This window comes from Ottowia sp. VDI28 (assembly GCF_049532675.1).
Classification (GTDB): domain Bacteria; phylum Pseudomonadota; class Gammaproteobacteria; order Burkholderiales; family Burkholderiaceae_C; genus Ottowia.
Window position 1 is genome coordinate 165,332 of sequence record NZ_CP149820.1, and the last position, 23,007, is coordinate 188,338.

A 23,007-nucleotide genomic window follows, 5' to 3' on the forward strand; every position below is an offset into this window, starting at 1 on the left:
CGAAAGGTGGATGAGCGACGCCCCAAGTCTGTCCAAACGCCACCTTCACATCCATACCGCAATTGCGGTATGGATGGTTTCTGTTTTCTTGCCAATGGTGTCTGGTAGGATAAAGTTGGTAACAGAGTGTGTGTTTTTGCCGAACAGATGGGTACCATTGGCGGTTCGGATATTCCGAAGCCCGTTTTCCCATTTTCCCGTTTCCATCGTTTTCCGGTCATGCCACTTTCACCCTCTCTCGCTCTGGCGGCTCACGCGCGGTCCTCATCGCGCGCCGATAGGGCGTTGGCCATGGGTTTGCTGGCATTTGCTTCCGCCTGGCTTCTGCTACTGATCTTCACCCGCAACGCGCCACCCCTCGATAACGTGGAGCAGTGGGTCTGGTCGCAAGGGCTGGCCCTGGGGTATTACAAGCACCCACCCCTGCCCACATGGCTGGCATTTGCCGTGCACGCCTTGGCGGGGCGCTCGCCCGTCTGGATTTCCGTCATGGGCGCGGCTTGCCTGGTGGGGGCTCTGTGGCTCTATGCCAAATTACTGTCCGAGCTGTGCGGCCGGGCGTTCGCGCGTTTGGCGGTGCTGGCCGCGCTCTGTATCACGTATGCCACGCTGCGGATCGATCTATACAACCACAACACGGTCATGATGCCTTTGATGGCGGGTATCGCCTGCCTGATGTGGCGCGTGACCACCACGCCGCGCCTGCGTACGTGGTTGGGTATCGGTGTCCTGATAGGGCTGGGGCTGCTCACCAAATACCAGTTCGCCTTGATCGGGGCCTGTGTGGCGCTGTGGTGGCTGCGGATCGGCGGATGGCGGCAGCGGGTTCACTTGCAGGGCGCATTGCTGGCGGCTCTGGCTGCCGTGCTGGTATTCATGCCGCACGCGTGGTGGCTGGTGAAGTCGGATTGGGCGCCATTGCATTACGCCAGCCAGAGTTCACTGGGCGCGCACCTTCCCCTGGGGGAGCGTCCTGCCCACGTCGTGCTGTGGATGCTCGACTGGCTCGGTAACCGCTTGCTGCCTGCGTGGGTGCTGCTCGCCGCGGCATGGTTTGCACTGAGGCGTTCCACCGGCAAAGTCCTGAAGGCTGATCCGCAGGCGCGCGATCTGCTGCTGCTCCTGGGTTGGCTGCCCCCTATTCTGATGGTCCTGCTGGGCCTGTTCACCGGCATGCGGCTGCAGTTCAAATGGAGTACCGCTTTCTGGATGTGGACGATTCCGGCCGTTATGGTGACTGTGCCGACCTTTACCCGTTCCATGCGTTTTTCCCGCAGGAGCAAGGTGATCGTTTTGGGCGCATTCGTTCTGCTGCAAGCCGGCTTGATCCTGTGGCAGGTGAAGTCCGTGGAGCCCTGCCCGCCGGAGCATGTCTGCCCGTGGGCGCAGCGTTCATACGATGAAGCTGCTCTTGCGGCCGACGCTTTTTCAAACGAGCGGCTGGGCGGGCCTGCGCAGATCCTGAGCGGGCCTTATGGCGTGACGGGTCTCCTGGCGCAGCAGTTGAGGCATTCCTCTTCCGAGGTGCCTGCCGTGCTCATCGATGGCGAATTGGAGAAGAGCCCGTGGCTGGACGCCCAGACGCTGGCTGCTTCGCGCGTGGTCCAGGTATGGCCGGGCTGCAAACTGCCGGCGGGGGCGGAGCGGATCATGCCAGGGTGGTATGTCACGCTGCCTGGACCTGATTTTGTCCAGAGCCCCGCCTATCTCCAGTCTGAGACCTGGCAGACCGCATCGGACCAGGGCGGCGGCCAATTCGTGCAATGCCCTTGATGCGGGCATTCCCGCATTAAATGGCTGTGTAGCCGCCCACGCTCTTAGGCCAGCGAGCGCACCAGCAGCCCCACTTCCACTTGACGATGGCAACCTGTCTTGAGCAACAGGTTGCGCGCATGTGTGCGTGCGGTGTGCCAAGTGCAGCCTTGTGCCTTCGCGAATTCCTTGATCGTTTTGCCAACGGCGATTGTCAAAGCCAGGCGAGCCTCGGTTTCGGTGAGGTTCAGCGCGGCGGCAACGCGTGTGACGTCGGGCGATGTGTCAGTCTCTAAGGTGGACAACACCGATGCAAGCCGGATATGGACGCGTCCAGGGCGGGCATCTGTCAGATGGCTTGCGAGCGGCGGTATGGCTTCCATGGGGGGGATGCAGGCGATTGCGGTCATAACGTATTTCCTCCTCGAGGCCAGTTTCCGTTTACACCGTGTCTTCGTCATCAACCTTCGGTTACAAACGAGGTTGTAGGCATCCTGAACTTTGGTTGAGGGCAGATCCCCCCAAGGTTGGGCCGCGGTCACAAACGGATGCCGTATGCTTTGAATCGAAAGAGGAAGGAGACCGGTTTGCGCATCCTGCTGGTAGACGATCACGCCTTGTTCCGGCGAGGGCTGCGCATGATGCTGGCCGAGTTGATGCCGGAAGCCCAATTGCACGAGGTCGAGTCCTGCGAGGCACTGCCACAGCTCAATGGGGTGCCGTTCGACATGGTGCTACTCGATCTGAACATGCCTGGCGCGGGGGGCTGCAAGCGCTGGAGCTGACTAAGGCGCACTTTCCCGCGAGCAAGGTGCTGGTGGTCTCCGGTGAGGAGCAGCCCAGTGTGATCCGAGGGGTCCTGGAAATGGGCGCGGCGGGCTTCCTGCCCAAGACGGCCAGCCCGGAAATCATGATGGGGGCGCTGCGCATCGTGCTGTCAGGCGGGGTCTATGTGCCGGCGCAAGCCATCGCCTCGGGCTCCGAGATGGTGCTGGACCGCCTGACGGAACGCCAGCGGGCCGTCTTGCGGCTGGCCCTCAAGGGCATGCCCAACAAGCTGATTGGCCGCGAGCTGGGCTTGTCCGAGGGCACGGTGAAGTCGCATCTTTCGGCGGCTTTCCGCACGATGGACGTGCGCAACCGCACCGAGGCGCTTTACGCCATTGCCAAGTCGGGCGCCCGGATCTAGAGCCCAAGCGCCGCGTGATCTATCCATGACAACAGCGCCTGCCGTCGACACGCCGGGAGAAGACCATGCTCTGGAGACGGAGCGCATGGCCTTTGCCCTGGGGCAATCGGTGCGGCAGAATTTCGCGCCGATGGCAGCCTGTGTGGTGGTGGCGCTGGCGCTGGCTGGTGGCGGTGCGCCGATCTGGCAGGTACTGCTGTGGGTCTTTCCGGCGCTGGGTATCTATTGGGTGCGGCGGCGGCGCCTCGACACTCTGCGCCGCTCGCTGGGTGAGCCCGGCGCAGCGGCTGCCGCGGGCACACCCCGGTGGCGTTGGGTGCTGCGCGAATATATCGGCCTGACGGGGGTGGCGGGCGCTTGGGTGGGCGCTTGCCCCGCCTGGTTCATGTCGGGGCTGAGTGGTGGCACGCAATTGTTCGTCTCTACCGTGCTGTGCGGCTGGGTGGCGGCTTCGCTGGCGGTGCTGGGCGTCTATCCGCTGGTGTTCGTGGTGTATTCAGCCTTGATCCTCACAGGCGTGGCGCTGGGATGGGCCTATGCGGGGCTGTCACAGGTGATCGAGCTGCTGCTGGTGGAGTTGGCATTCATTGCCGTCATGGCTCGAAGCGCGCGCGACTTTTCTCAACGCGTGATCGAGGGCTTGCGCATTCGCCGCGAGAACGATGCCCTGATGGCCGCCGCGCAGCAAGCGAGGCTGGTGGCCGACGAGGCCAACGCAGCGAAATCCCGTTTCCTGGCTGTCGCCAGCCACGATCTGCGGCAGCCCTTGCACGCGCTGAGCTTGCTGAATGGCTTGCTGGCGCATGTGGATACCGTACCCAAGGCACGTGAACTGGCGAACCAGATGGCGCAATCCATCCATGCGCTGGACCGCCTGTTCGGCGCCGTGCTTGATTTTTCCAAGCTGGAAGCCTCGGCAGTGAGCGCTGAATTGCAATGGATCAGGCTCCGGCCCATGGTGGAGCGCTGCATGCAGATCATGAACGCGCATGCCCAGGCCAAGGGGCTGGTCATGGTCAACCGCGTGGCCGGCGCCGAACTCCTGACCGATGCTCTTCTGTTCGAGCGGGTGCTGCGTAACCTGCTCGACAATGCGATCAAGTACACCTCCTCGGGCACGGTGACCGTCGAAACCTCCGAGGGTCCGCGTGGCTTGGAGCTGGTGGTGTCCGATACCGGTTGCGGCATTCCCGCCAACGTGCGCGGCCACATTTTCAAGGAGTATTACCAGGGGCCTGGCGCGCGCCAGATGCCAGGCCTCGGTCTGGGGCTGCCGATCGTGCGGCGGCTGTGCGGCCTGCTGCGCTTGATGGGTCCCGAGGCCAGCGACAACCAGCCGCAAGGTAGCCGACTCACGCTGGTAGTGCCGCCCGAGCATTGGCGTACTGGCGTCAAGGCAGAGGACACCATTCCGCAATCGCTGGATGATGCGCCGGATCTGGCTGGGCTGCGCATATTGTGTGTCGATGACGATGGTCCTTCGCTGGCCGCGCTGGCCAGCGTGCTGCGCGTCTGGGGCTGCCACCCTCACACCGCCACCTCGGCCGAGCAGGCTCTGGCGCTGGCCGGCGAGCTGGACTATGTGGACGTGATTCTCAGCGATCAGGATCTGGGCGATGGCGAAACGGGTGTCGAGCTGATCGGCCGCCTGCGCGACGTTCTAGGTGAGATTCCGGCCGCGCTGGTCACCGGCGATCCCGCGATCCTGGCTGCCCAGCGCCAGGGCGACATCGAGTTTCCGGTACTCACGAAACCTGTGCGCCACGATGACCTGAAGGCTATTTTGCAGGTGTTCAAGGAGCTTGAAGATTGACAGAACCCCACGCCCAAGCCTTGGCGCAGAACGAAGCCTGCCTGGAGAAAGACCTTGCCGGTCTCGCGGGCCGCCCGGTCGATGCGGTGGTGATCGGCTCCGGTTATGGCGGTTCCGTCGCAGCCCTGCGCCTGGCTGCTGCAAGGAGTGAGGTGGTTGTATTGGAGCGGGGCGAGGAGTGGCATAGCGGCGAGTTCCCGGATGGCCTGGGCAAGGCGTTCGGCCAGGTGCGCATGCGGATGCCGGGCAGCCCGGATATCCAGGGCAACCCGCAGGGGCTGTTCGAGATGCGGGCGGGCGATGGACTGGCAGCGCTCGTGGGCAATGCCCTGGGCGGCACCAGCCAGATCAACGCCAACTTGTTGCGCAAACCGGATGCTGACACCTTTCAGCGCTACTATAAGACAGACAATGGAAATCAGGTCTCGCTCTGGCCCGCCCTGCTGCGGGAGCCCGGAGCGCTTGATGACTACTACGACCGTGCGAGGGACATGCTTGGCGCTCAGCCCCTGCGCGGCGTGTTCCAGGGCAGCCGCCCGAATGGCGAAAAGCTCGAACTGAACGAGTGGGGGAGCCGCTGAAGCACCAGGCTCTGAGGAGGCTGCAGCAGACCCTGGCGGAGGCCGGTGTGGCCACCCGGATGGATGAGGCCGAATGGCTCACGGTTCGAGCCAACAAGCAAGGCGCGGTATTGGATGAAAAGAAGGGAAAAGGTGACCCTGCCGAAGGCCAGTGCGCTGCCTGCGGAGAATGTGTGGCGGGGTGCAACTTCAACGCCAAGCTCACGCTGACGCATTCCTATCTCGCCCGGGCCAGGAAGGCTGGCGCCCGCCTGTATACCGGTGCCGCTGTGCTGTGGCTGGAAAAATTGCCGGAGGGTGTCTGGCAGGTGGCCTACGTGCCCAGCTGCGCCGAGCGAGACTACGAACGGGGCATGGACGCGCCCATCAGATATGTGCGCGCCAAGCGGGTGGTGCTGGCGGCCGGCACTTTTGGCAGCACGGAAATCCTCCTTCGCTCCCAGGAGCGAGCCGGATCGCGGCTGCGCTTTTCCCGGCATCTGGGCCAGCGGCTGAGCACCAACGGTGACAACCTGGCGGCGATTCACCTGCAGCCGGAAGAAGTCAATGGCGTCGGGGTGGGCGCGGCAGGCGTGGCGCGCGACGGCCAGGCCGTGGGCCCCACCATTACCGGGTGCATCCAGGTGGGCAGCGAACATGTCGAGCAGCGGTTTCTGATCCAGGACGCCGCCGTGCCGCGCGCTCTGGCGGGCATCTACCATGAGCTGCTGACCAGCTTCGGCGCCTGGGCCCAACTGGCTCGCTTTCAGCCTCTGCCGCCCAGCCGGCTCGCGCGCGCGTCCCGTCCCCTGTACGACGGGATCAGCCTGCATCCCAGGAGCTTGAGCCACACGCAGTTGCTGCTGCTGGTGGGGCACGACCGAAGCGGCGGGCGCATGCGCTTTGATCCCAAGGCAGGGCTGTCGATCACCTACGACACCCAGGAGCTTGCGCAAGTCGGCAGCCATCAGATGGACGTCCTCAGCCGCGGGGTGGCGCAACGCGGTGGCCGGTTGCTTGAGAACCCTTTGCTTCATCCGATGCCCCGCGAGTTGAGGGCAGCACCTGGACCCCATGACCGGGCCCTCAGCGGTGTGACGGTTCACCCTCTGGGCGGGTGCTGCATGGGCGACAACGTGAACACCGGCGTAGTGGATCACATGGGGCGCGTCTTTGATCCGGGCGCACACGATCCGAAAGGCGTTCACGAAGGGCTTTGCGTTCTGGACGGTTCGATCGTTCCCGGCTCGCTGGGGGCCAATCCCTTGTGGACCATCACGGCGCTGGCCGAGCGCGCTTGCGATCACTGGGGGCTGCGGTTGCCCGATGCGCGAGCGGCCGCAGAGGATTTTCCGTTGCCCCTCATGCGGGACAAGAAGACGCTGGCGTCCGAGCGGCGGCAGGTGCCTGTGCGCTTCACCGAAGTGCTTCGAACACGGCAGTTTCTTTACCAGCCTGATTCATCCACGGTGTCTGGCGAGGCCAAGCACAGGGCCAGACTGCTGCTGCACATGCCGCTGCCCAGCCTGGAGGCGTTCGCGGCAGATCCCGAGCATGCGGTGGTACTGGCCACGCCCAACCTGCTGCCGGGGCGCGAGCCGGGCAGCTTCCGCATCGACGACGGAAATGGCCAGTGCGTGACGGAGATGACGGTCATAGGGGGTACGCTGCATCTTCTGCCTGTACTCCCCCGGCGTTCCTTGTGGCGGCATGCGGGCGAGACTTTACGAGTCGCGTTGACCTATTGGTTGACCCAGCCCAAGTCTCCTTCATCTAAGCGTGCTGATTGGCGGAAGCTGGCCATTGCCTGGCACATGGCCGAGAGCCGCTTCATGAGCTACCGTATCCAGTTGCGGGAGCCCGCAGGGCCAGGCCATGGCGCGCGCGAATATGTGCTGACGGGTACCAAGCGGGTTGGCTATGCGGCGGGCTGGCGTGAATTGCTGCGAGCTGGATGGAGCGGCGAACCGCTGGCGCGCCGCAACGCCTGGGAAGCTTTCACTACCCTGGACGCCAGACTTCATCGTGCAGGCGGCGCACTGATAGGTGTGGGCGAGATGAAGATGGACCTGGTCGACCTGGCCCGCTACTACGCCCCTCAGCTCGGCATGCGCGGCAACACGCCGGATGCACTGGTCTCTCTGGCCGGCTACGCCACATGGATGCTGCGGCTGCTGCTGGCCACGCGCTTTCCGGATGTGGGGCCGCGCGAGGTGGCTTACGCGCAGCGCAGGTGGCGCGATGTACCTGCGGCAGACCCCTGTATCAGGCGGATGTGGGGCAACCAGTTGCCGCAGAAGGCCTCGGGCACCCTGCTTCCCTATCCGCCGCTTCAGGTGAGCGGGGCTGACGGAAACACCCAGCTGATTCCGGCAAGAGGGCCTTATCGCTTCCGGGTCAAGCGCAACCGCGAGGCCAGGCAGGAGGATGTCGAGCTTTTCCTGGTGCACTATCCCCATGCCGTGACCGCTGAAGAAAACCGGCGCTGCGGCCCGGGCGTGCTGCAGACGAATGTCATGCTCATGCTCAACGGCTTCGCCCAGTCCACCTTGTCAAACGTGCCCGAGGAGTTCGAGCGCGGCCATGGCGAGATCGGCCTGGCCGCGTTCTTCCATGAGCAGCGCATGGACGTGTGGATGCTCGAATACCGCCTGAGCCCCGTGCTGGAAGCATCCAAGCTGCGCACGAACATGGACGAGATCGCCGAATTCGACATTCCCGCGGCGGTGAACCTCGTGCTGAAAAGGATCCGGCGGAAGCTGCCGGCCGAACAGCGCGGTGCCCAGCTCCAGATCCACACGTTTGCCCACTGCATCGGCTCCGGCGCGATGGCGATGTCGATCCTGAGCGGCCGGCTTCACTATCCGGAGGCGACTGACACTTCAAGCGCCGAAGAGGCGCCGGCCTTCACGCCAGCGTCCAAACTGGCCAGCGTGACGTTTTCCCAGATCCATCCCTATCTGATTGGGAGCGAAAATGCCCAGATGCGGCTGCAACTGGCGGCGCTGTTGCAGAACGCGGGAGGTATCGACTATCTCAACATGTCTCCCGCGGACGCGCCGCCCGGGGAAGACGATCCTCCCGAGACGAGGCGCGCGCCTTCGGCGGGGTTGGCGTCGGTGCTGGACGGCCTCTTTGGTACCTTGCCCCACCTACCCGGAGAGCAGTGCCCCGGCGAGCACCCCAGAATGCGGTGGAGCGCAGCCACTTGTACCTGCAAGCGGATGAGCGGCGTGATCTCCCCGGTGCTCAAGCACGACCGGCTCAAGCCCGAGACGCACGACAGGCTGCCCGAGTATTTCGGGCGGGCGAACACCGGGATCCTCGCCCACGGCGGTTTATGCGTGGAACGCGGGCGGCTGGTCAACGCCGACGGGCAGAATGTCTATGTGACGGCTGACAGGCTGGCCCGGTATCTGAACATGCCGGTGGCATTGCTGCATGGCACGCACAACCAGCTTTTCAACATCGACTCGGCACGTGAAACCCGCCGGCAGCTGCGGGGCTTCGTGCCCAACATGCCGGAGAACGGCCATCTGCTGATCGAGGCGCCGAGTTTCGCGCACTTCGATTGCACCATTGGCATTGGCCGGGCCATGCGCAAGGAGATCTTCAGTAAGCTGGAGATATTTCTTCGGGATGCCGGGCAGATCAACCGGGAGCCCATATCGCCCTCCGAGCAGCGCGTGCGCTATGTGGTGCAGCCGCCGCTGGCAGGCCCCGTACTGGGCTGGAGCCGTGAGGCCGCTTTAGAAGCGCGCGAGAAAGGCTACGTCCGTACGCTGAATATCTGGATCGCCGTGGATGAGGAGCGCACTACCTCGGCAGAGTGCGCGATGATCATGATCGGTGAAGGCGAGTACGCGCGGACGCTGACCTGTGACGTGGAGCGGATACCGCTATCGGCTGCCGCCCAAGGAGGCAGCGGAGCGCAGGGCGCTCTCGCTGTGGCGGTGGCCGAGGTGCACCTGAAGGAGGCTGATTTCAGCAAGCCGGGCGAGCCGCTGCGTATTGCCATGGTGAGCGTGCACAAGATCCCTGAGGCCGCGTTCGCATCCGGCAAAGGCGAAGCATCTGATGAGGCCTGTTCGCCCGTGCCTATGGGTACGCCTTCTGATTCCAGGGGTGCGCGAGCGGGCATCCGCTTGGACCCTAGCGGCTATGTTCCTCGGCAAAGGCGTCCCAAGCTACCCATGGGCGCCATCAGAGCAGTGATGCACCAGATCCGTTCGCTGAGCAAGCCCGAAGCGAGCCTCGGTTTTGTGGAGAGTACACCGCAACCGCATCTCCATGCCGTTTGGCCTGCGCCCGTGTTCGTCGAATTCCGGCAGCCAGTGCCGCCATCTTCGGGTGGTGGCAAACCCGTGCATCCGGATATTTCGCTCGAGGAAGCAGGCCGTGGCCTGCTCGGCTTGCGGCGCCAGCAGGATTTGGTACGGCAGGCCGCGTTGCAAGCCTGGCCACGCACCATAAACCGGAGGGTGCGCAATGCCTATCCCGTTGGTGGTGAAGAGGCGGGCATGGCCTGGGTATCCGGGAGGATGCTCGAAGGACCTGGCACTTCGAACCTGTGCTTCGTCGCCGCCTGCTGCCAGCACCCTGGCACCCCCGTAGAGGCTGACCGTTCCGACGCCAGCATGCTCGCCATCGCCGACGGCCTGGACAAGGCAACCATCCCCGCGCAGTTCATATGCCTGGTGGGCGACCAGATCTACGCTGACGCCACGGCCGGCTTGACCGACAGCCTTTCGCCCATCGAGCGCATCCGCAGCGCCACGCTGCGCGCATTCAATTCCGCGGGTTTCCGCAGAGTGACTGCGCGGCTGCCCACCTACATGACACTCGATGATCACGAGATAGATAACGAGTGGAGCCTGGACCGCCTGAAGTTCCGGCCCGGCCACGAGCGTGAACAAGCCCAGGCCGAAGGCTTGCGCGACGCTGCGCTGGCTTATGTCAGGGCGTATCAGTGGAAGCATTCGCCCTGCAACGAGGGCGTTCACGCAGAAGGATCCTTCGATTACAGCTTCGAGGCGATTGGCAGCCGGTTCTATACCTTGGACACACGCAGCCGGCGCAGGCGTTTTGACCGGCCGCAGGTGTGCGATGACACCCAACTCACCGCACTCGAGGCATGGCTCTCTGCGTGTAAGGACCCAGGCGAGTTGCAGGTGATCACTATGGGATCGGTGCTGGCACCGGGCCTTCATGCCTTCGATACCGGCGGCAAAGCGTCTCACCCAGGGGCTGACAACTGGCAGCTCGCGCCGGAGCAGAGGCAGCGGGTGCTGAAAGCGATCGCCGCTTCCGAGGCACGCAACGTGGTGCTGCTCTCAGGCGACTATCACTGCAGTGCTGTGTCCGCGCTCCGGTTTCAACGCGATGGTGAAGCGGCACCTTTCAAGACAGTCTACGCCATCGTGGTGCCGCCTTTGTATGCACCGTTTCCTGCGATCAACGCGCACCCCAAGGATGTGATGGAGAGGGAAACCATCAAGTTTGACGATTGCACCGTGACGGTGGAAACCGAGGCCTGGTATGGCCAGGGTTATAGCGTCAACAGCCTTGAGGACCTGAGCGGTGGTCAGCGGATGCTGGATGTGTGCATGCACCTGACCTTGCTCGACGCTGGAGATGCGCCGCGTGCCAAAGTCGTACGCAAGCGCTTGCCGCTGGCTTGAAAGCGTTACTCGCCATCTGCAGTTAAATCAGCCCCCGCACCATTTGCGAGACCTCCGCTTGCCGGTGGCAGCCTGTCTTGGCGAGCAAGTTACGCACGTGGGTGCGGGCTGTATTGACGGTGCAGTCTTGTGTCTGAGCAAAATCCTTGATGCTTTGACCTTGGGCCAGCATCAAGGCTAGGCGGGCTTCTGTCTCGGTAAGCCCTAGCGCGGTCGCGATGTGGTTTGTACCAAGGGCCATGTCAGGGCTGGCCCAGACCAGCAAGGCATGGGGGATTTCATCGTGGACTTGGGCCAATGGGTGCGTGGGTTGCAATGGCAGCACATGCAGCAGGTTCCGGCCCAGGCGCACACTGCCCGCGAGTGGTGTCCCTTGGCGTCGGCAGGCAACGGCGATATAACGCACCAGGGTTTCCTGCGCCAGCGGGTCAGAGGCATACAATCGGTCGTGATGTATGTACCAAGGGTCGCCACTTGCAAGCGTGAGTCGGGCTGCGGTATTCAGAAAGCGCACTCGGCCACCTTCGTCCACCAAGGCCAGGGCGCTCGGCATGGCATCCAGCGCGGCCATGCCCAGGGCAGCTTGGGAAGCCAAGCCCGCCGTCCGTGAGCGCAATTTGCTGGCGCGCGTCAAATGCGGCATGAGCCGCTCGCACACGCGCCGTTCGTGCGCGCCGTAAGGCGCATCAGTCTTGTCACGCATCACGCCCACTGTGTCGATGACGCCGTCGTCAGCGCTCAGCTTCATCACCAGGGTATGGCGTACACCGATCGAAGGCAGCCAGTCGGCATACACGGCATTGCGCGATAGCACTCGTGCATCGAAATATTCGTGATCGAACACCACGCTTCCTGCAGGGGCGCTAATCCCGATATTCATGCGGATATCGTTGTGAATATGTTCCTGCTCATACTCTCGCACCTTGTCCGCAGACGCCGTCAGGTTGGCCAAGCTGTCGAACATGGTGAAATCGTCGAGCCTCATTCGGAGATGGTGGAAAAACACGCCACCCATCGCTTGGCGAATGGCGTCCAGTCCAGCATACCAATCATCATGGCTGGTGATGCCATCGTAAAGCAGACCGGCCACGTTTTCCCAGTTGTCTCCCCGCCACATGGTCTGCACCACCCCCCTTTTTCTGTGTGAGAGCAGGATAATGGCTGTCGCCAAATGTGTCCTCCCCCAAAGGTATGAAGCCCTCTCAGCCTCAGGTAGGAACACTTCTCGATTGAACCTGGGAGAAAGGGCGAGATGGCTTGTTTCTAGCTCTGGAACTTATGAGATTGCTCCAGTTATAAGAGCAATGGTGTACTAGGCGGACGCATGAGGCCCGTCGCCGGAATACAACAAATAAGTTCGAGGTTGCGCTTCATGGAAGTTCACCTGAGAGACCGCCTCCATCCCACTAGAAGAAGCATCCCTGCCAGTACCATCAGAGCCCACTGGTTCAGCGTAGGGATGGCCACTGTGCCCCCGGGGCGAATTTCTTGAACGACAGCTACTTGCCCTGGATCGACGATGCGGCCATTGGCTTGGCCATCGTCATCGCCCTGGCCTCCATCACGCAGTGTGAGCGTGGCGGTGGTCGCGCCGGCCTGGGCAACTGCTCCAGCGTAAGGCGTCCAGGTGTTCCCACTGAGCTTCCAGTACTGCACGCCCAGCGGCAGAGGGGCGGGGTAGTTGACCGTAACGGTCACATCAGTCTGATTGCATCCGGTCAGCACAAAATCCAGCACTCCATGCGGGAAATGCAGATGGGCGGCGGGCGCCACGCTGACATTCGCCTCGGGCAATACCTGAGCGTATTCGAAACCGCAGGTGCTGCCTCCACCCGCCGCGGTAGCGGTCAGCGTGCCAGAACCAGTAGGCGATGCTGCCGAGAACGCCTGGGCGTTGACCAGTGGCGTGGCCGGGTTGGATTGTGCAGGCGTCGTGCCGCTGTCAGAGCTGCTGCCGGCGCTGTTGGTAGCCTCCACGGTGAAGGTGTAGGTCCGCCCGTCGGTAAGGCCGGTCACGGTGCAGGAGGTAGCCGTGGGCGGCGTGGGCGTGCAGGTTTGCCCGCCTGGTTGGGCAGTGACCACGTAGCCGGTGATGCCGCCGCCGGTGTTGGTGGGAGCAGTCCATGTCACGGTAACCTTGCTGGAGCCGACGGGCTTGGCTTGCACGTTGCTGGGAGCGGCAGGAGGCCCAAGGCGGGTAACGGTGACCGTGTAGGTGCGCGTGGACGAGCCATCGCCAGAGGTGATCGCGACATTGACCACGTTGTCGCCCACGTCAAGCGCAATGGGCGTTGCCTCACCATCGGTGACGGTACCACCGTTGACTGTGATGCTCACGTCGCCGATCCAGGCGGTGGGGGTAAGTGTGGCACCAGCGTTGTGGGTGTCTTGCACTGTGGCGGTGTAGGCGGATACAGCACTGTCGAATGCGGGTGACAGGGCGACAGGATTGCCGCCTGAGGTCAACACCAGATTCAGCAGGCGAGAATCTCTGGAGAGGACCCCGTTGGTGCTTTTGAAAACACGGGAACCTGTGCCTGCATACAGCGTTGAGTTGCTGCTGTCCACTGCAAGGGTTTGCACAGGCTCATAGCTTAGCCCACTGTTAACCAACGACCAAGAGTTTCCGCCATTTGTGCTCTTGAACACACCTCCACCCAAAACGCCTCCGCAGCCGCCCCTATCTCCGCATTGCCCTGTCCACCACCTATCCTCGACGCCAGCAAGCAGTGTCCGACCGTCATTGTGCAAAGCAAGGGCGAGCACTGTGTACCTTGGGTCAACCAGTCCGGCGTGGGCGGAGGACCAATTGACGCCTCCGTCAATACTTTTGAAGATCTGGCCGCCATAGGAGCCGGCATACAGGGTTGACGGTCTGGCCGAGTCAATCAACAGACTGCTCGTGAACCAGTTGCTGGTGATGGGTACCCAGGTATTGCCACTGTCGACGCTCTTGAACACACCGCCGTTCGTGCCCGCATAAAGCACGGCGGGCATGGTTGGGTCGATCCGCAGGGCGCCAATACTTAGGTGGGCTATTTCTATGTTGGCCGCGGCCCAGTGAGCGCCTCCGTCGATGCTCTTGAATACGCCGCCATCGGTGCCTGCATACAGTACGGGTGGGGTGGTGGGCGCAATCGCCAGCGACCGCACATAGTTGTTTGTCAGCCCGTCGCTGGCGGGGAGCCAGTGGGCCCCTTCGTCGATGCTTCTGAACACGCCGTCACTGGTGCCCGCGTACAGCGTTGAAGGCGTGACAGGGTCGATTGCCAGGGAAAGCGTATTGCTATTCGCCAGTCCATTGTTGGCCTCTATCCAAGAATCACCCCCATCAGCGCTCTTGAACAGGCCGCCAAGGAAATGGGTGCTTGCATATAGCGTTGCAGGCGTGGTCGGGGCGATTGCCAGAGCCTGTATTGATCCTGCCGGCCCGCTGGTCTGCTGCCATGCATCGACGGCCCAAGCCGAGGAAGATAGTCCAAGCCCATGCAATATGAAATACAGAGGCAGCAGCCAGCGCCGCCACCAGGACCCGCCACTCTCGCGCGCATTGGATTCCCGCCTATGCAGGAATGACAGGATTGCTATGAGCAGGTTTTGATGACGGTGCTTCTGGATTCCGGCCTGTGCCGGAAAAGCAATGGCTGCGTTCATGGTGATGGCGCTCAAGTAAACAAACCGCGAGCCTTTGTCGGCACGGGAATGGTTTCAAGTGAATCGCACCTTGCTGTATCTGCCATCGTCTGGTTGATACGGGCATTGCGCGTTGTTTGCCTGATGCTTACCTCAAAGCGCGCGACGCGCCATACCTAAAATGCGGTAGATGGCCTTGCTGCGGCCTTGTGATGCGATGGCGCCTCGCCCCTGCTGACGAAGGTTGCCACCTCCTGCGCAAGCGCCGGTTTTGCCAGCAGATAACCCTGGAACAGGTCGCACCCGGCGTCCATCAGGAATGCTTGTTGCGCCTCGGTCTCCACCCCTTCGGCAACGACCCGCAGATTCAAGCTGTGGGCCAGGCCGATGACGGTGCGGACGATGGCGGCGTCGCGTGGGTTCGTCAGCAGATCGGCGACAAAACTTTTGTCGATTTTCAACTGATCCAGCGGGAGCCGCTTGAGGTATGCCAGCGACGAGTAGCCGGTGCCGAAATCGTCCAGGGAGAAGCTCACCCCGAACTGTTCGAGGATGTTCATTCGGGCCAGGGTGACATCCAGCCGGCCTATCAGCATGCTTTCCGTCAATTCCAGGCGCAGCAGGTGGGGCTGCACCTGATGTCGGGCCACAGTGGCCATCACCTGGTTCACGAATTCAGGATGGCCGAATTGCCTTGCGCTGACGTTGACCGCGATACTCAGGTCTTCCATTCCCGGCTGGCAAGCCCAGGCCGCCAACTGGGCGCAGGCCTGCTCCAGCACCCATTGGCCCAAGGGAAGAATCAGGCCGGTGTTCTCGGCGACTGGAATGAATTCTGTCGGACTGACCTGGCCCCGGGCTGGATGCTGCCAGCGCAGCAGGGCCTCGACTCCGGTAATGCGGCGCGCGCGGTCGCACTGAGCCTGGTAGTGGACGAAAAGCTGCCCGTCCGCCTGGAGGGCTGTCCGCAAATCGGCTCCAAGCGCTGCGCTGGCGGCGACCGCCGTTTGCATGGCGGGATGAAAAAAAGCGACTGCATTGCCGCCCATGTCCTTGGCTTGGTACATGGCCAGATCGGCCTGCATGAGCAGCTCGCTCGTGGCTTCGCTTCCGGTGCCAAATCGCGCCACGCCGATACTGGCGGTGCCATAGTGCAGGTAGTCATCCAGATCAAACGGTTCGGCGATGCTTTCAAGCAGATGGGCGGCCGCAGCATGTGCCTTGGCTTCCGCTGCCGCGGGCGTGGCGTCCAGATCGCGCAGCAGCACCATGAATTCGTCGCCGCCAATGCGCGCCACGATGTCCGTCTTGCTCAAGTCCCTCACCAGGCGTTCGGCCACTCGCTGCAGCAGCAGATCGCCATGCGAGTGGCCCATGGTGTCATTGAGCACTTTGAAATTGTCCAGATCAATGAACATCAAGGCGCCTTCCTGTCCGGAAAGGGCGCAATCGCCCAAAGTGTCTTCCAGGCGCTCCATCAGCAATTGGCGATTGGGCAGACCGGTGAGCGTGTCGAACAAAGTCAGGCGCCACGTTTCCTCGCGGACACGCTTGTAGGCGCTGATATCCTGCACTGCTCCGTGGATTTCCCCGGTCTCGTCCAAAGTACCGGGAAATGACTCCCCGACAAAGCGTACCCAGCGCGGTCTGGCCCGTGGCATCGCCAGCTGTACTTCCGCGTCGATGGGCGTGCCAGCTCGTGCGCAAGTGGCAAAGGCCTCGCGCAACAGTTCCGCCGACTCCACGGCGAAGTGGGGCAATAGTTCATCGAGGCAGGTTGGCGCGGCATCCGCCATACCCATGATGGCCGCTGCTTCCGCGCTCAATACCAGCTGCTGCCTGGCAATCCGGCAGCTCCAGTGGCCCATTTCCAGAGCGCGCATCGCACCGAGCAGTGGCGACCGGGGGGAGCCTCAACCGGTAGGGCGAGCTGGTTTTCAAATGTCATAGGAAAGTGAATTCAGTACTGCGCATGTCATGCAGTGAACTGCTCTCTATTGTTCTTCACTTTCGTTGCCATTCCGCGGTCAACGCAGAGGAACAATGATCGCCACTCGCCTGTTTTCCGCATCGTCCCCGATCAAAAGGGGTTGCGTTCGCCCGAACCCCCGGACTTCGATCCCTTCCGGCGCGAGGCCGCCGCTGACCAGTTGACTCTTCACCTCTTCGGCACGCTCCACGGACAGTTTCTGGTTATAGGCGTCACTGCCCCGCGCATCGGTGTGTCCTTCGACACGCAAACGGTGGATGCCTGCCCCCGACAAAGCCCGGCCGAGCTCGATCAACCGGGCACGGGCTGGCGCTTCCAGCTTTGCCCTGTCAAACGGAAACAGCACCTTGCCGGACATCGGAAGTTCCCATCCTTCTTCGGCCTCCACGAATCCTCGATCCCTCAGTACCGCCTGCTGGGCTGGTGTCAAGCCGGGGGCAGCCATTGGCGATGATTGGCAGCCCGCGAGCCAGGACAGGCTGGCCGCGCAGCACCAGAAGAGGATCTGCATGCAGGTCCGTTTCCACCCCATTGCGCTCATGATCTACACCTCCTGTATCGCGGCGTAGCTATCCCGATGCTGCGCCTTGTGCTGGTACATGGTTTGGTCGGCATGCTGCAGAAGTTCCTGCATGGTCATGCCATCCTCGGGGAAGACCGCCGCACCGATGCTGACCGAGGGAAAGAACATTTCACCTCCATCCAGTACCAGCGGCTCTTCCATGCCTGCCAGGATCTTCCTGGTCACAGTGTCGGCCGCATCCTTGCTCCGGATGGGGTGGAGCAGCACGGCAAACTCGTCGCCGCCGAGGCGAGCCACCAGGTCGTCCACGCGCACATGGGCCTGGAGACGCCTGGCCACTTCCTTGAGCAGCGTATCCCCTGCGGCATGTCCCCACCCATCATTCATTTCCTTGAGCCGGTTCACATCTATGTACAGCAGGGCAAGGCCTTGCCCCTTGCCCGCCACGTCGGCGATCCCCTGCTGCAACCTTTGTTCGAGAAACAAGCGATTGGCAAGCCCCGTGAGACCATCTCTCAAGGCCTGCTCACTCAGCACGGAGTTTTCCTGCCGCAAACGCTGCTGGCGCGCCTGCAATTCCGCCAGCAGTGCGTTGAAGTGCTCCCCCAGCGTCCTGAGTTCCGCCATGCGTGCCAGGGGCACCCGCTTATCCATCAGGCGGTCATGCCGGACGGCACTGGCCACCGAGGCGAGATCCTGCAACGGTTCGACGATATCGGTCAGGATGCGGCGCGACTGCCGCAGTCCCGCATAGCCGCTGACCCCCAGGCACACCCCCAGGACCACGATACCAGCACCAAAGAATTGCATCAAACCCACGCCGTCGCTGGTGAGCACAATCTTGCCGACGACCTGATCCTCCAGTTTTACAAGTGCCACGCCATGCGGCAGGCCGACCGCCCGGGCAAGCCGTTCTCCAACGCGGGCAGAGACGGGAGGCTTGTACGGAGACCATTGCGCAAAGAGCTTGTCATGGTTGTCGAACACTTGCGCGCGAGCGACTCCCTCGTTTGCAAGGACATCCTTGAGCACGCGATCCGCCTCACCGTTGTCGCGAAAGACAAGCGAAGCTTCGATGGTGTAGGACAAAGTCCGCGCCAGCAGCTGAAGATTGTTGCCCAGGTAGAGCCACAGCACGGTGGCTCCCACCGACAGGAGCAATGATCCCGCGAGGAGGATGGCTGTCCACGCCATGCGCAGGTGAGAGCCGCGGATCACGTCCCGCAAGGAGTCTGTGCCGGTCATGGAAGGGCCCTCAAGGAGGACTTCTGGCCGGCCAGGTAGAGCACTTTGGGGCTGATTTTCAGTCCGCTGCGGGCTACTGAATCGAGATTCATCTCGAAGCCAGCGCGCTCACTGTCGAATCTGAGACAAAACATGACCCCGATGCGGCACAGTTCCACGTCCTCGCTGATCGTCAACATCGGACGGTCCTTGATGGGGGCTGTCAATGCGCGCAAGGCTTGAGCGTCGACGCGGCCCAGGTAGAGACCATCGCATGCCGGCAGCGCTTCCTGAGCGAGATCGGAGGTGATGCGCAGCACTTCCATCCTGCGGCGGCCGATGTCCTGGGAGGAATTCGCCAGGAGTTCGTCCGCGTATTCGGTAGGCCCCAGCACGCACATGCGCACGGAGGCGCGTCCATCAGGCCAGTGGGTATAGCTGAGGATGCCGTGCACCACGCGTGCCACAGCCTCGGCCCGCTCGCCGGTGCTTGTTTTTTCGTCGGCATGCGCAGGGCTTCCGAGCAGCGGCATGCCTGCGGCCACCAACCACAGCCACATGCCTGCTCTACCGCAGAGAAGTCTCCGGCACGGATTTCTTCTGCCAATGATCAACGGAAGGCCCTCTCCGAATGCGCTGGGCCGCTGGTTTCTGTGGGACACCAATAGCGATACCTATCTTGCTGCTGGAGAAAACCAGACGGAAGCACTACCCAAAATGAATCCTTGATTAACTCCATCGATGGCCTGCAAAAAAACAAAGCTTCCAGTGGTTTTCCATCTAAAGCTTGTTCACGATTTATGGCTTATGCGAGTTCTTGTGCGTAGTTGTGTAATTCATCTGCTTTCTCGGATTCAAATGAATGAAAATTCACTACGAAAAGAAAATGTAACCAGTTGATTTAAATAAACAATTTTTCACCTAAAAGGATAGTGGATCTTTGGGGTGATGAAATGTTTTCCTCGCAGTTGAGCTGGTTTTAAATGCGATGAATGTGAAATAGTTGGCGCACTAATTGCTATATATGCAACTTGATCTGAGCAACTTGATGTTTTAATTAATTGCCCTCGGATCTTTTGTGCGGCACACCAGCGCAAATCTGATCCGTCCGAGCGGCTCGAAGTCTGGGCGAACCAAAACTGGGCCCACAGGCGCGCTGCGCCATTCATTTGAAATTTTGCAGTGCCCCAAGGCATAGGTGGGCTGCTGCATAGCGCGTAAGGAGTGTTGCGATGAATACGGCCGCCATCCAGGGTTCGTTCGAGTCGAATGCCGTTCCCGTTCTCATGGTGTCGGGTACCCGGCCCGAGATCATCAAGCTGGGCCCTCTGTATCACGCCCTGCAGCAATCAGGCTGGGCCCGGCCCGCATGGGTGCACACAGGCCAGCATGGCGACATGGCTGCGCAGATGCTGGAGTGCTTCGATATCCGGCCAGACCATGTCCTGCAACGCCAGGGCAGTTCGCTGGCGGAATTCAGCGTCGGCTGCCGCGTTCAGCTGGAGACTGTGCTGGCACAGGAAAAATGGGGTGTGGTCGTCGTCCAGGGCGACACGGAAAGCGCGTTCCAGGGCGCCCTTGCAGGTTTCTACCATGGCGTGCCGGTGGCGCACGTCGAGGCCGGCCTGCGGACCTACAACCTGCGCCGCCCATTCCCCGAAGAGGGACTGCGGCAGATGATCGGCCGCATCGCCAATCTTCATCTCGCGCCCACCCAGCGCGCAGCGCAGGCGCTGGAGCGTGAAGGGGTTGCCGCGAGAAACATCGCGGTGACAGGTAACACGGTCGTGGATGCTCAGTTGTGGGCGTGTGAGCATCACGGCATCCACCGCCGTGCGCAGGGACGCGGCCACATTTTGGTCACGATGCACCGGCGCGAGAACTGGGGCTCGGACGTCGACAACATCTGTGCCGCCATTGCCGATGTCGCGCGCGAGTACCCCGGCCTGCCCATACTGTTTCCGGTTCACCTGAATCCCGTGGTGCAGGAGCCGGTGCATCGTCTTCTGGGCCATCTGCCCAACGTGACGCTGACGGCTCCGCTGGATTACCTGGCCATGCAGCAGGCTCTGGCCGATGCCTGGCTGGTGCTGACCGACTCGGGCGGCTTGCAGGAAGAAGCGCCCACATTCAAGGTGCCGCTGCTGGTGCTGCGCGATGAAACCGAGCGGCCGGAAGTCATCGATGCCGGTTGTGCCGAGCTGGTCGGCGCCGACCGTGCCGCGATTGTCCACGCGGTGCGCCGCCTGATGACCGATGAGGCCGCCTACCGGCGCATGCAGGCTGGCGGGAATCCGTTCGGCGATGGCACGGCCTCGCAGCAGATCGTCCAGCGCCTGTACCAACTGCTGAAGCCAGCCAGGGTATCTGCCTCGCAAGCAGCTGAAAGAGAGGCCATTCATGGCATGGCTTGAGATTTTCACCGCCTATCTCTATGTGCTGAAAGCCATTGCGGTGACGTTGGCGATTGTCGTCTTCATCAGCGGCCTGGACGATCTGTTCATCGACATCGTCTATTGGGTGCGCCGCATCTGGCGCGCTCTCACGGTGTATTCGCGTCACAAGCCCATGGACCCGAAGGCGCTGTACGAGGTGGACGAAAAGCCGCTGGCGATCATGGTGCCTGCCTGGCAGGAGCATGGCGTCATCGGCAAGATGGCGCAGCTCGCGGCGACCACGCTGGACTACGAGAACTACCACATCTTCATCGGCACCTATCCGAACGATCCGCAGACCCACGCCGAAGTGGAGGAGGTGCGGGTGCGCTTTCCCAATGTGCATTCGGTTGTTTGCGCACGTCCCGGGCCCACCAGCAAGGCGGATTGCCTCAACAATGTGCTGGATGCCATTTTGCAGTTCGAGCAGCGATCAGGCGTGCAATTTGCCGGCTTCGTGCTACACGACTCCGAAGACGTGCTGTCCAGCCAGGAGCTGCGGCTTTTCAACTATCTGGCCGAACGCAAGGACCTGATCCAGTTGCCGGTCTATCCGCTGGAGCGCCCGCTGGCTGATCTTACCGGCGGGCATTACCTGGACGAGTTCGCCGAGCTGCATGCCAAGGACATCGTGGTGCGTGAAGCTCTGGTCGGCCAGGTGCCTAGCGCCGGCGTGGGCACCTGCTTCAGCCGGCGGGCCATCGTGGCGCTTCTGGAGCAAGGCGACGGCATCGCCTTCGATACGCAAAGCCTGACCGAGGACTACGACATCGGTTTTCGCCTCAAGCAATTGGGCATGCGCGAAGTGTTCGTGCGCTTTCCGGTGCAAGACCCGAAGCTGGCCGCCAATGCCGGTCACCGGTTCGGGCGCAGCATGCGTGAGGCCAGCGTGGTTTCGGTGCGAGAGTATTTTCCTAACACCCTCAACGCCGCGGTGCGCCAGAAATCACGCTGGATCACCGGCATCGTCATCCAGGGCTTTCGTACCCTCAAATGGACCAAGAGCGGTGCGCTGAATTACTTTCTGTGGCGCGACCGCAAGGGTGTGATCACCAACTTCGCCAGCTTCCTGGCCACATTGCTGGCCCTGCAGCTTATCGCCATCTGGCTGTATCAGCGCTTCGTGCCGGACAGCTACAAGTTTCTCTCGATCTTCGAAGGTGAATGGTGGTTCTTCGCGTTGCTGGCGGCCAACTTCGTGCTGATGCTCAACCGCATGGTGCAGCGCGTCTTTTTCGTCACGAGCTACTACGGCATCGTGCAGGGTCTGATGTCGCTGCCGCGGCTGGTATGGGGCAACCTGGTGAACTTCCTGGCCAACTGGCGCGCGGTGGCGCAAGCCCTGCGGGCCAAGGATATCCGGCGCATGGCCTGGGCCAAGACCGATCACGATTTCCCCATCCTGGGCAGCGGGCCCCGCAAGCACCGTCCGTTGGGACAGATCCTCATCGGGCAGGGCGCGCTGACAGAGGCGCAGCTGCAGCAGGCCTTGCAAAATCCCATCCGCGGCCTGCGGCTGGGCAGTGCCCTGGTGCACCAGAACATCATCACGACCGAACAACTGGCCGCCGCCGTCGCCGAGCAGGGCGGCGTGACGTGGGACAGCATGGCGGACTCCGAGATCGGAAGCCATCTGGCTGCGAAGGTTCCTGCGGCGGTCGCGCTCCGCTACAGCATCGTGCCTTGGTATGAGGAGCAGGCTGCTCTGGTGCTGGCCAGCGAGTCCAACATCGATCCGGTTTCCATGGCCGCCCTGGAGCGCAAGCTGGGCCGTCCTGTACGTTACGTGATCGTGCCCAAGGGGGAAGTCACTGTCGAGTTGCGGCGCCTGTATGCGCGCCGCGAGACGGAGCCGGCGCATGAGCTGCTGCAGCTGGCCACGCGGCAAAACCGGATCGCGCCTGACGAAGCGCCGTCGCTCTGGTCCCACTATGTGTCGCGGCAGTTGCTGCTGGGCGACATATTGCTGGCGGTTGGCCGTATCGATCCGGCGGTGCTAGGGGCGCTTTTGCTGCGGCAGGAGAAAACCGACCTCAGCCTGGGCGCTTTCTTGACTCAGCAAGGCGTGCTGACGCAGGCCGCTCTGGACGAGGCCCTTCAGCTTCAGAGCCGTCTTCAGGTTTCCATGGCGCAACTGCTGCGCCGGGTGGATGCGCCGCCGGGCATGCGTGCCTTTGCATAGAGGTTCCCTGATGAAGTTCATATAC

General features: G+C 62.3%; 15 protein-coding genes. 8 read left to right on the forward strand and 7 right to left on the reverse strand.

Annotated elements, in window-relative coordinates:
• The first annotated feature begins 219 nt into the window (after positions 1-219).
• Positions 220-1,773: an ArnT family glycosyltransferase gene (locus WJU18_RS00785; protein ID WP_423458280.1), complete on the forward strand. Its 1,554-nt coding sequence runs from the start codon at positions 220-222 to the stop codon at positions 1,771-1,773.
• 44 nt (positions 1,774-1,817) lie between these two features.
• On the opposite strand, the gene WJU18_RS00790 is transcribed toward WJU18_RS00785, so the two are convergent.
• Positions 1,818-2,162 carry a helix-turn-helix transcriptional regulator gene (locus WJU18_RS00790; RefSeq protein WP_423458281.1) on the reverse strand — a complete coding sequence of 115 codons (345 nt, stop codon included), beginning with the start codon at positions 2,160-2,162 and terminating at the stop codon, positions 1,818-1,820.
• 177 nt (positions 2,163-2,339) lie between these two features.
• On the opposite strand from WJU18_RS00790, the gene WJU18_RS00795 reads away from it, so the two are divergent.
• From WJU18_RS00795 to WJU18_RS00815, 5 genes are read left to right on the forward strand one after another with little or no spacing between them, the layout of a single operon-like run.
• A complete protein-coding gene (locus tag WJU18_RS00795) occupies positions 2,340-2,537 on the forward strand; it encodes a response regulator transcription factor (RefSeq protein ID WP_423458282.1) in 198 nt (65 codons plus the stop codon).
• A gap of 59 nt (positions 2,538-2,596) precedes the next feature.
• Positions 2,597-2,941 (forward strand): LuxR C-terminal-related transcriptional regulator, encoded by a 345-nt coding sequence (locus WJU18_RS00800; RefSeq protein ID WP_423458283.1) that lies wholly within the window; start codon positions 2,597-2,599, stop codon positions 2,939-2,941.
• Positions 2,942-2,966: 25 nt separating this feature from the next.
• A complete protein-coding gene (locus WJU18_RS00805; protein WP_423458284.1) occupies positions 2,967-4,754 on the forward strand; it encodes a hybrid sensor histidine kinase/response regulator in 1,788 nt (595 codons plus the stop codon).
• The gene (locus tag WJU18_RS00810; RefSeq protein WP_423458285.1) at positions 4,751-5,335 is read left to right on the forward strand and encodes an FAD-binding protein; all 585 of its coding nucleotides are present in this window, start codon (positions 4,751-4,753) and stop codon (positions 5,333-5,335) included. The genes WJU18_RS00805 and WJU18_RS00810 overlap by 4 nt, the downstream gene beginning before the upstream one ends.
• Entirely contained in the window at positions 5,320-10,995 is a 5,676-nt protein-coding gene (locus tag WJU18_RS00815) for an alkaline phosphatase D family protein (RefSeq protein ID WP_423458286.1), read from the forward strand. The genes WJU18_RS00810 and WJU18_RS00815 overlap by 16 nt, the downstream gene beginning before the upstream one ends.
• A gap of 22 nt (positions 10,996-11,017) precedes the next feature.
• Here WJU18_RS00815 and WJU18_RS00820 read toward each other — a convergent pair whose 3' ends face one another.
• The 6 genes from WJU18_RS00820 to WJU18_RS00845 form a co-directional block, all read right to left on the reverse strand.
• Positions 11,018-12,124 carry a helix-turn-helix transcriptional regulator gene (locus tag WJU18_RS00820; RefSeq protein ID WP_423458287.1) on the reverse strand — a complete coding sequence of 369 codons (1,107 nt, stop codon included), beginning with the start codon at positions 12,122-12,124 and terminating at the stop codon, positions 11,018-11,020.
• 251 nt (positions 12,125-12,375) lie between these two features.
• Positions 12,376-14,649, reverse strand: a complete 2,274-nt coding sequence (locus tag WJU18_RS00825; RefSeq protein ID WP_423458288.1) for an IPTL-CTERM sorting domain-containing protein — start codon at positions 14,647-14,649, stop codon at positions 12,376-12,378.
• 155 nt (positions 14,650-14,804) lie between these two features.
• The gene (locus WJU18_RS00830) at positions 14,805-16,511 is read right to left on the reverse strand and encodes a putative bifunctional diguanylate cyclase/phosphodiesterase (RefSeq protein ID WP_423458289.1); all 1,707 of its coding nucleotides are present in this window, start codon (positions 16,509-16,511) and stop codon (positions 14,805-14,807) included.
• A 144-nt stretch (positions 16,512-16,655) separates the two neighbouring features.
• On the reverse strand, positions 16,656-17,129 hold the full coding sequence (locus WJU18_RS00835; protein WP_423458290.1) for an OmpA family protein: 474 nt from the start codon (positions 17,127-17,129) through the stop codon (positions 16,656-16,658).
• 33 nt (positions 17,130-17,162) lie between these two features.
• Positions 17,163-18,386, reverse strand: coding sequence for a diguanylate cyclase domain-containing protein (locus WJU18_RS00840; RefSeq protein WP_423458291.1), 1,224 nt, complete (start codon positions 18,384-18,386; stop codon positions 17,163-17,165).
• Positions 18,383-18,925 (reverse strand): YfiR family protein, encoded by a 543-nt coding sequence (locus WJU18_RS00845; RefSeq protein ID WP_423458292.1) that lies wholly within the window; start codon positions 18,923-18,925, stop codon positions 18,383-18,385. Before WJU18_RS00845 ends, WJU18_RS00840 begins: the two co-directional genes overlap by 4 nt.
• Before the next feature lie 672 nt (positions 18,926-19,597).
• Between WJU18_RS00845 and wecB the strand changes: the two genes are divergently transcribed.
• Entirely contained in the window at positions 19,598-20,779 is a 1,182-nt protein-coding gene (wecB, locus tag WJU18_RS00850; protein WP_423458293.1) for a non-hydrolyzing UDP-N-acetylglucosamine 2-epimerase, read from the forward strand.
• The gene (gene nrfB, locus WJU18_RS00855) at positions 20,766-22,982 is read left to right on the forward strand and encodes a cyclic di-3',5'-guanylate-activated glycosyltransferase NrfB (RefSeq protein WP_423458294.1); all 2,217 of its coding nucleotides are present in this window, start codon (positions 20,766-20,768) and stop codon (positions 22,980-22,982) included. Before wecB ends, nrfB begins: the two co-directional genes overlap by 14 nt.
• Positions 22,983-23,007: the final 25 nt, after the last annotated feature.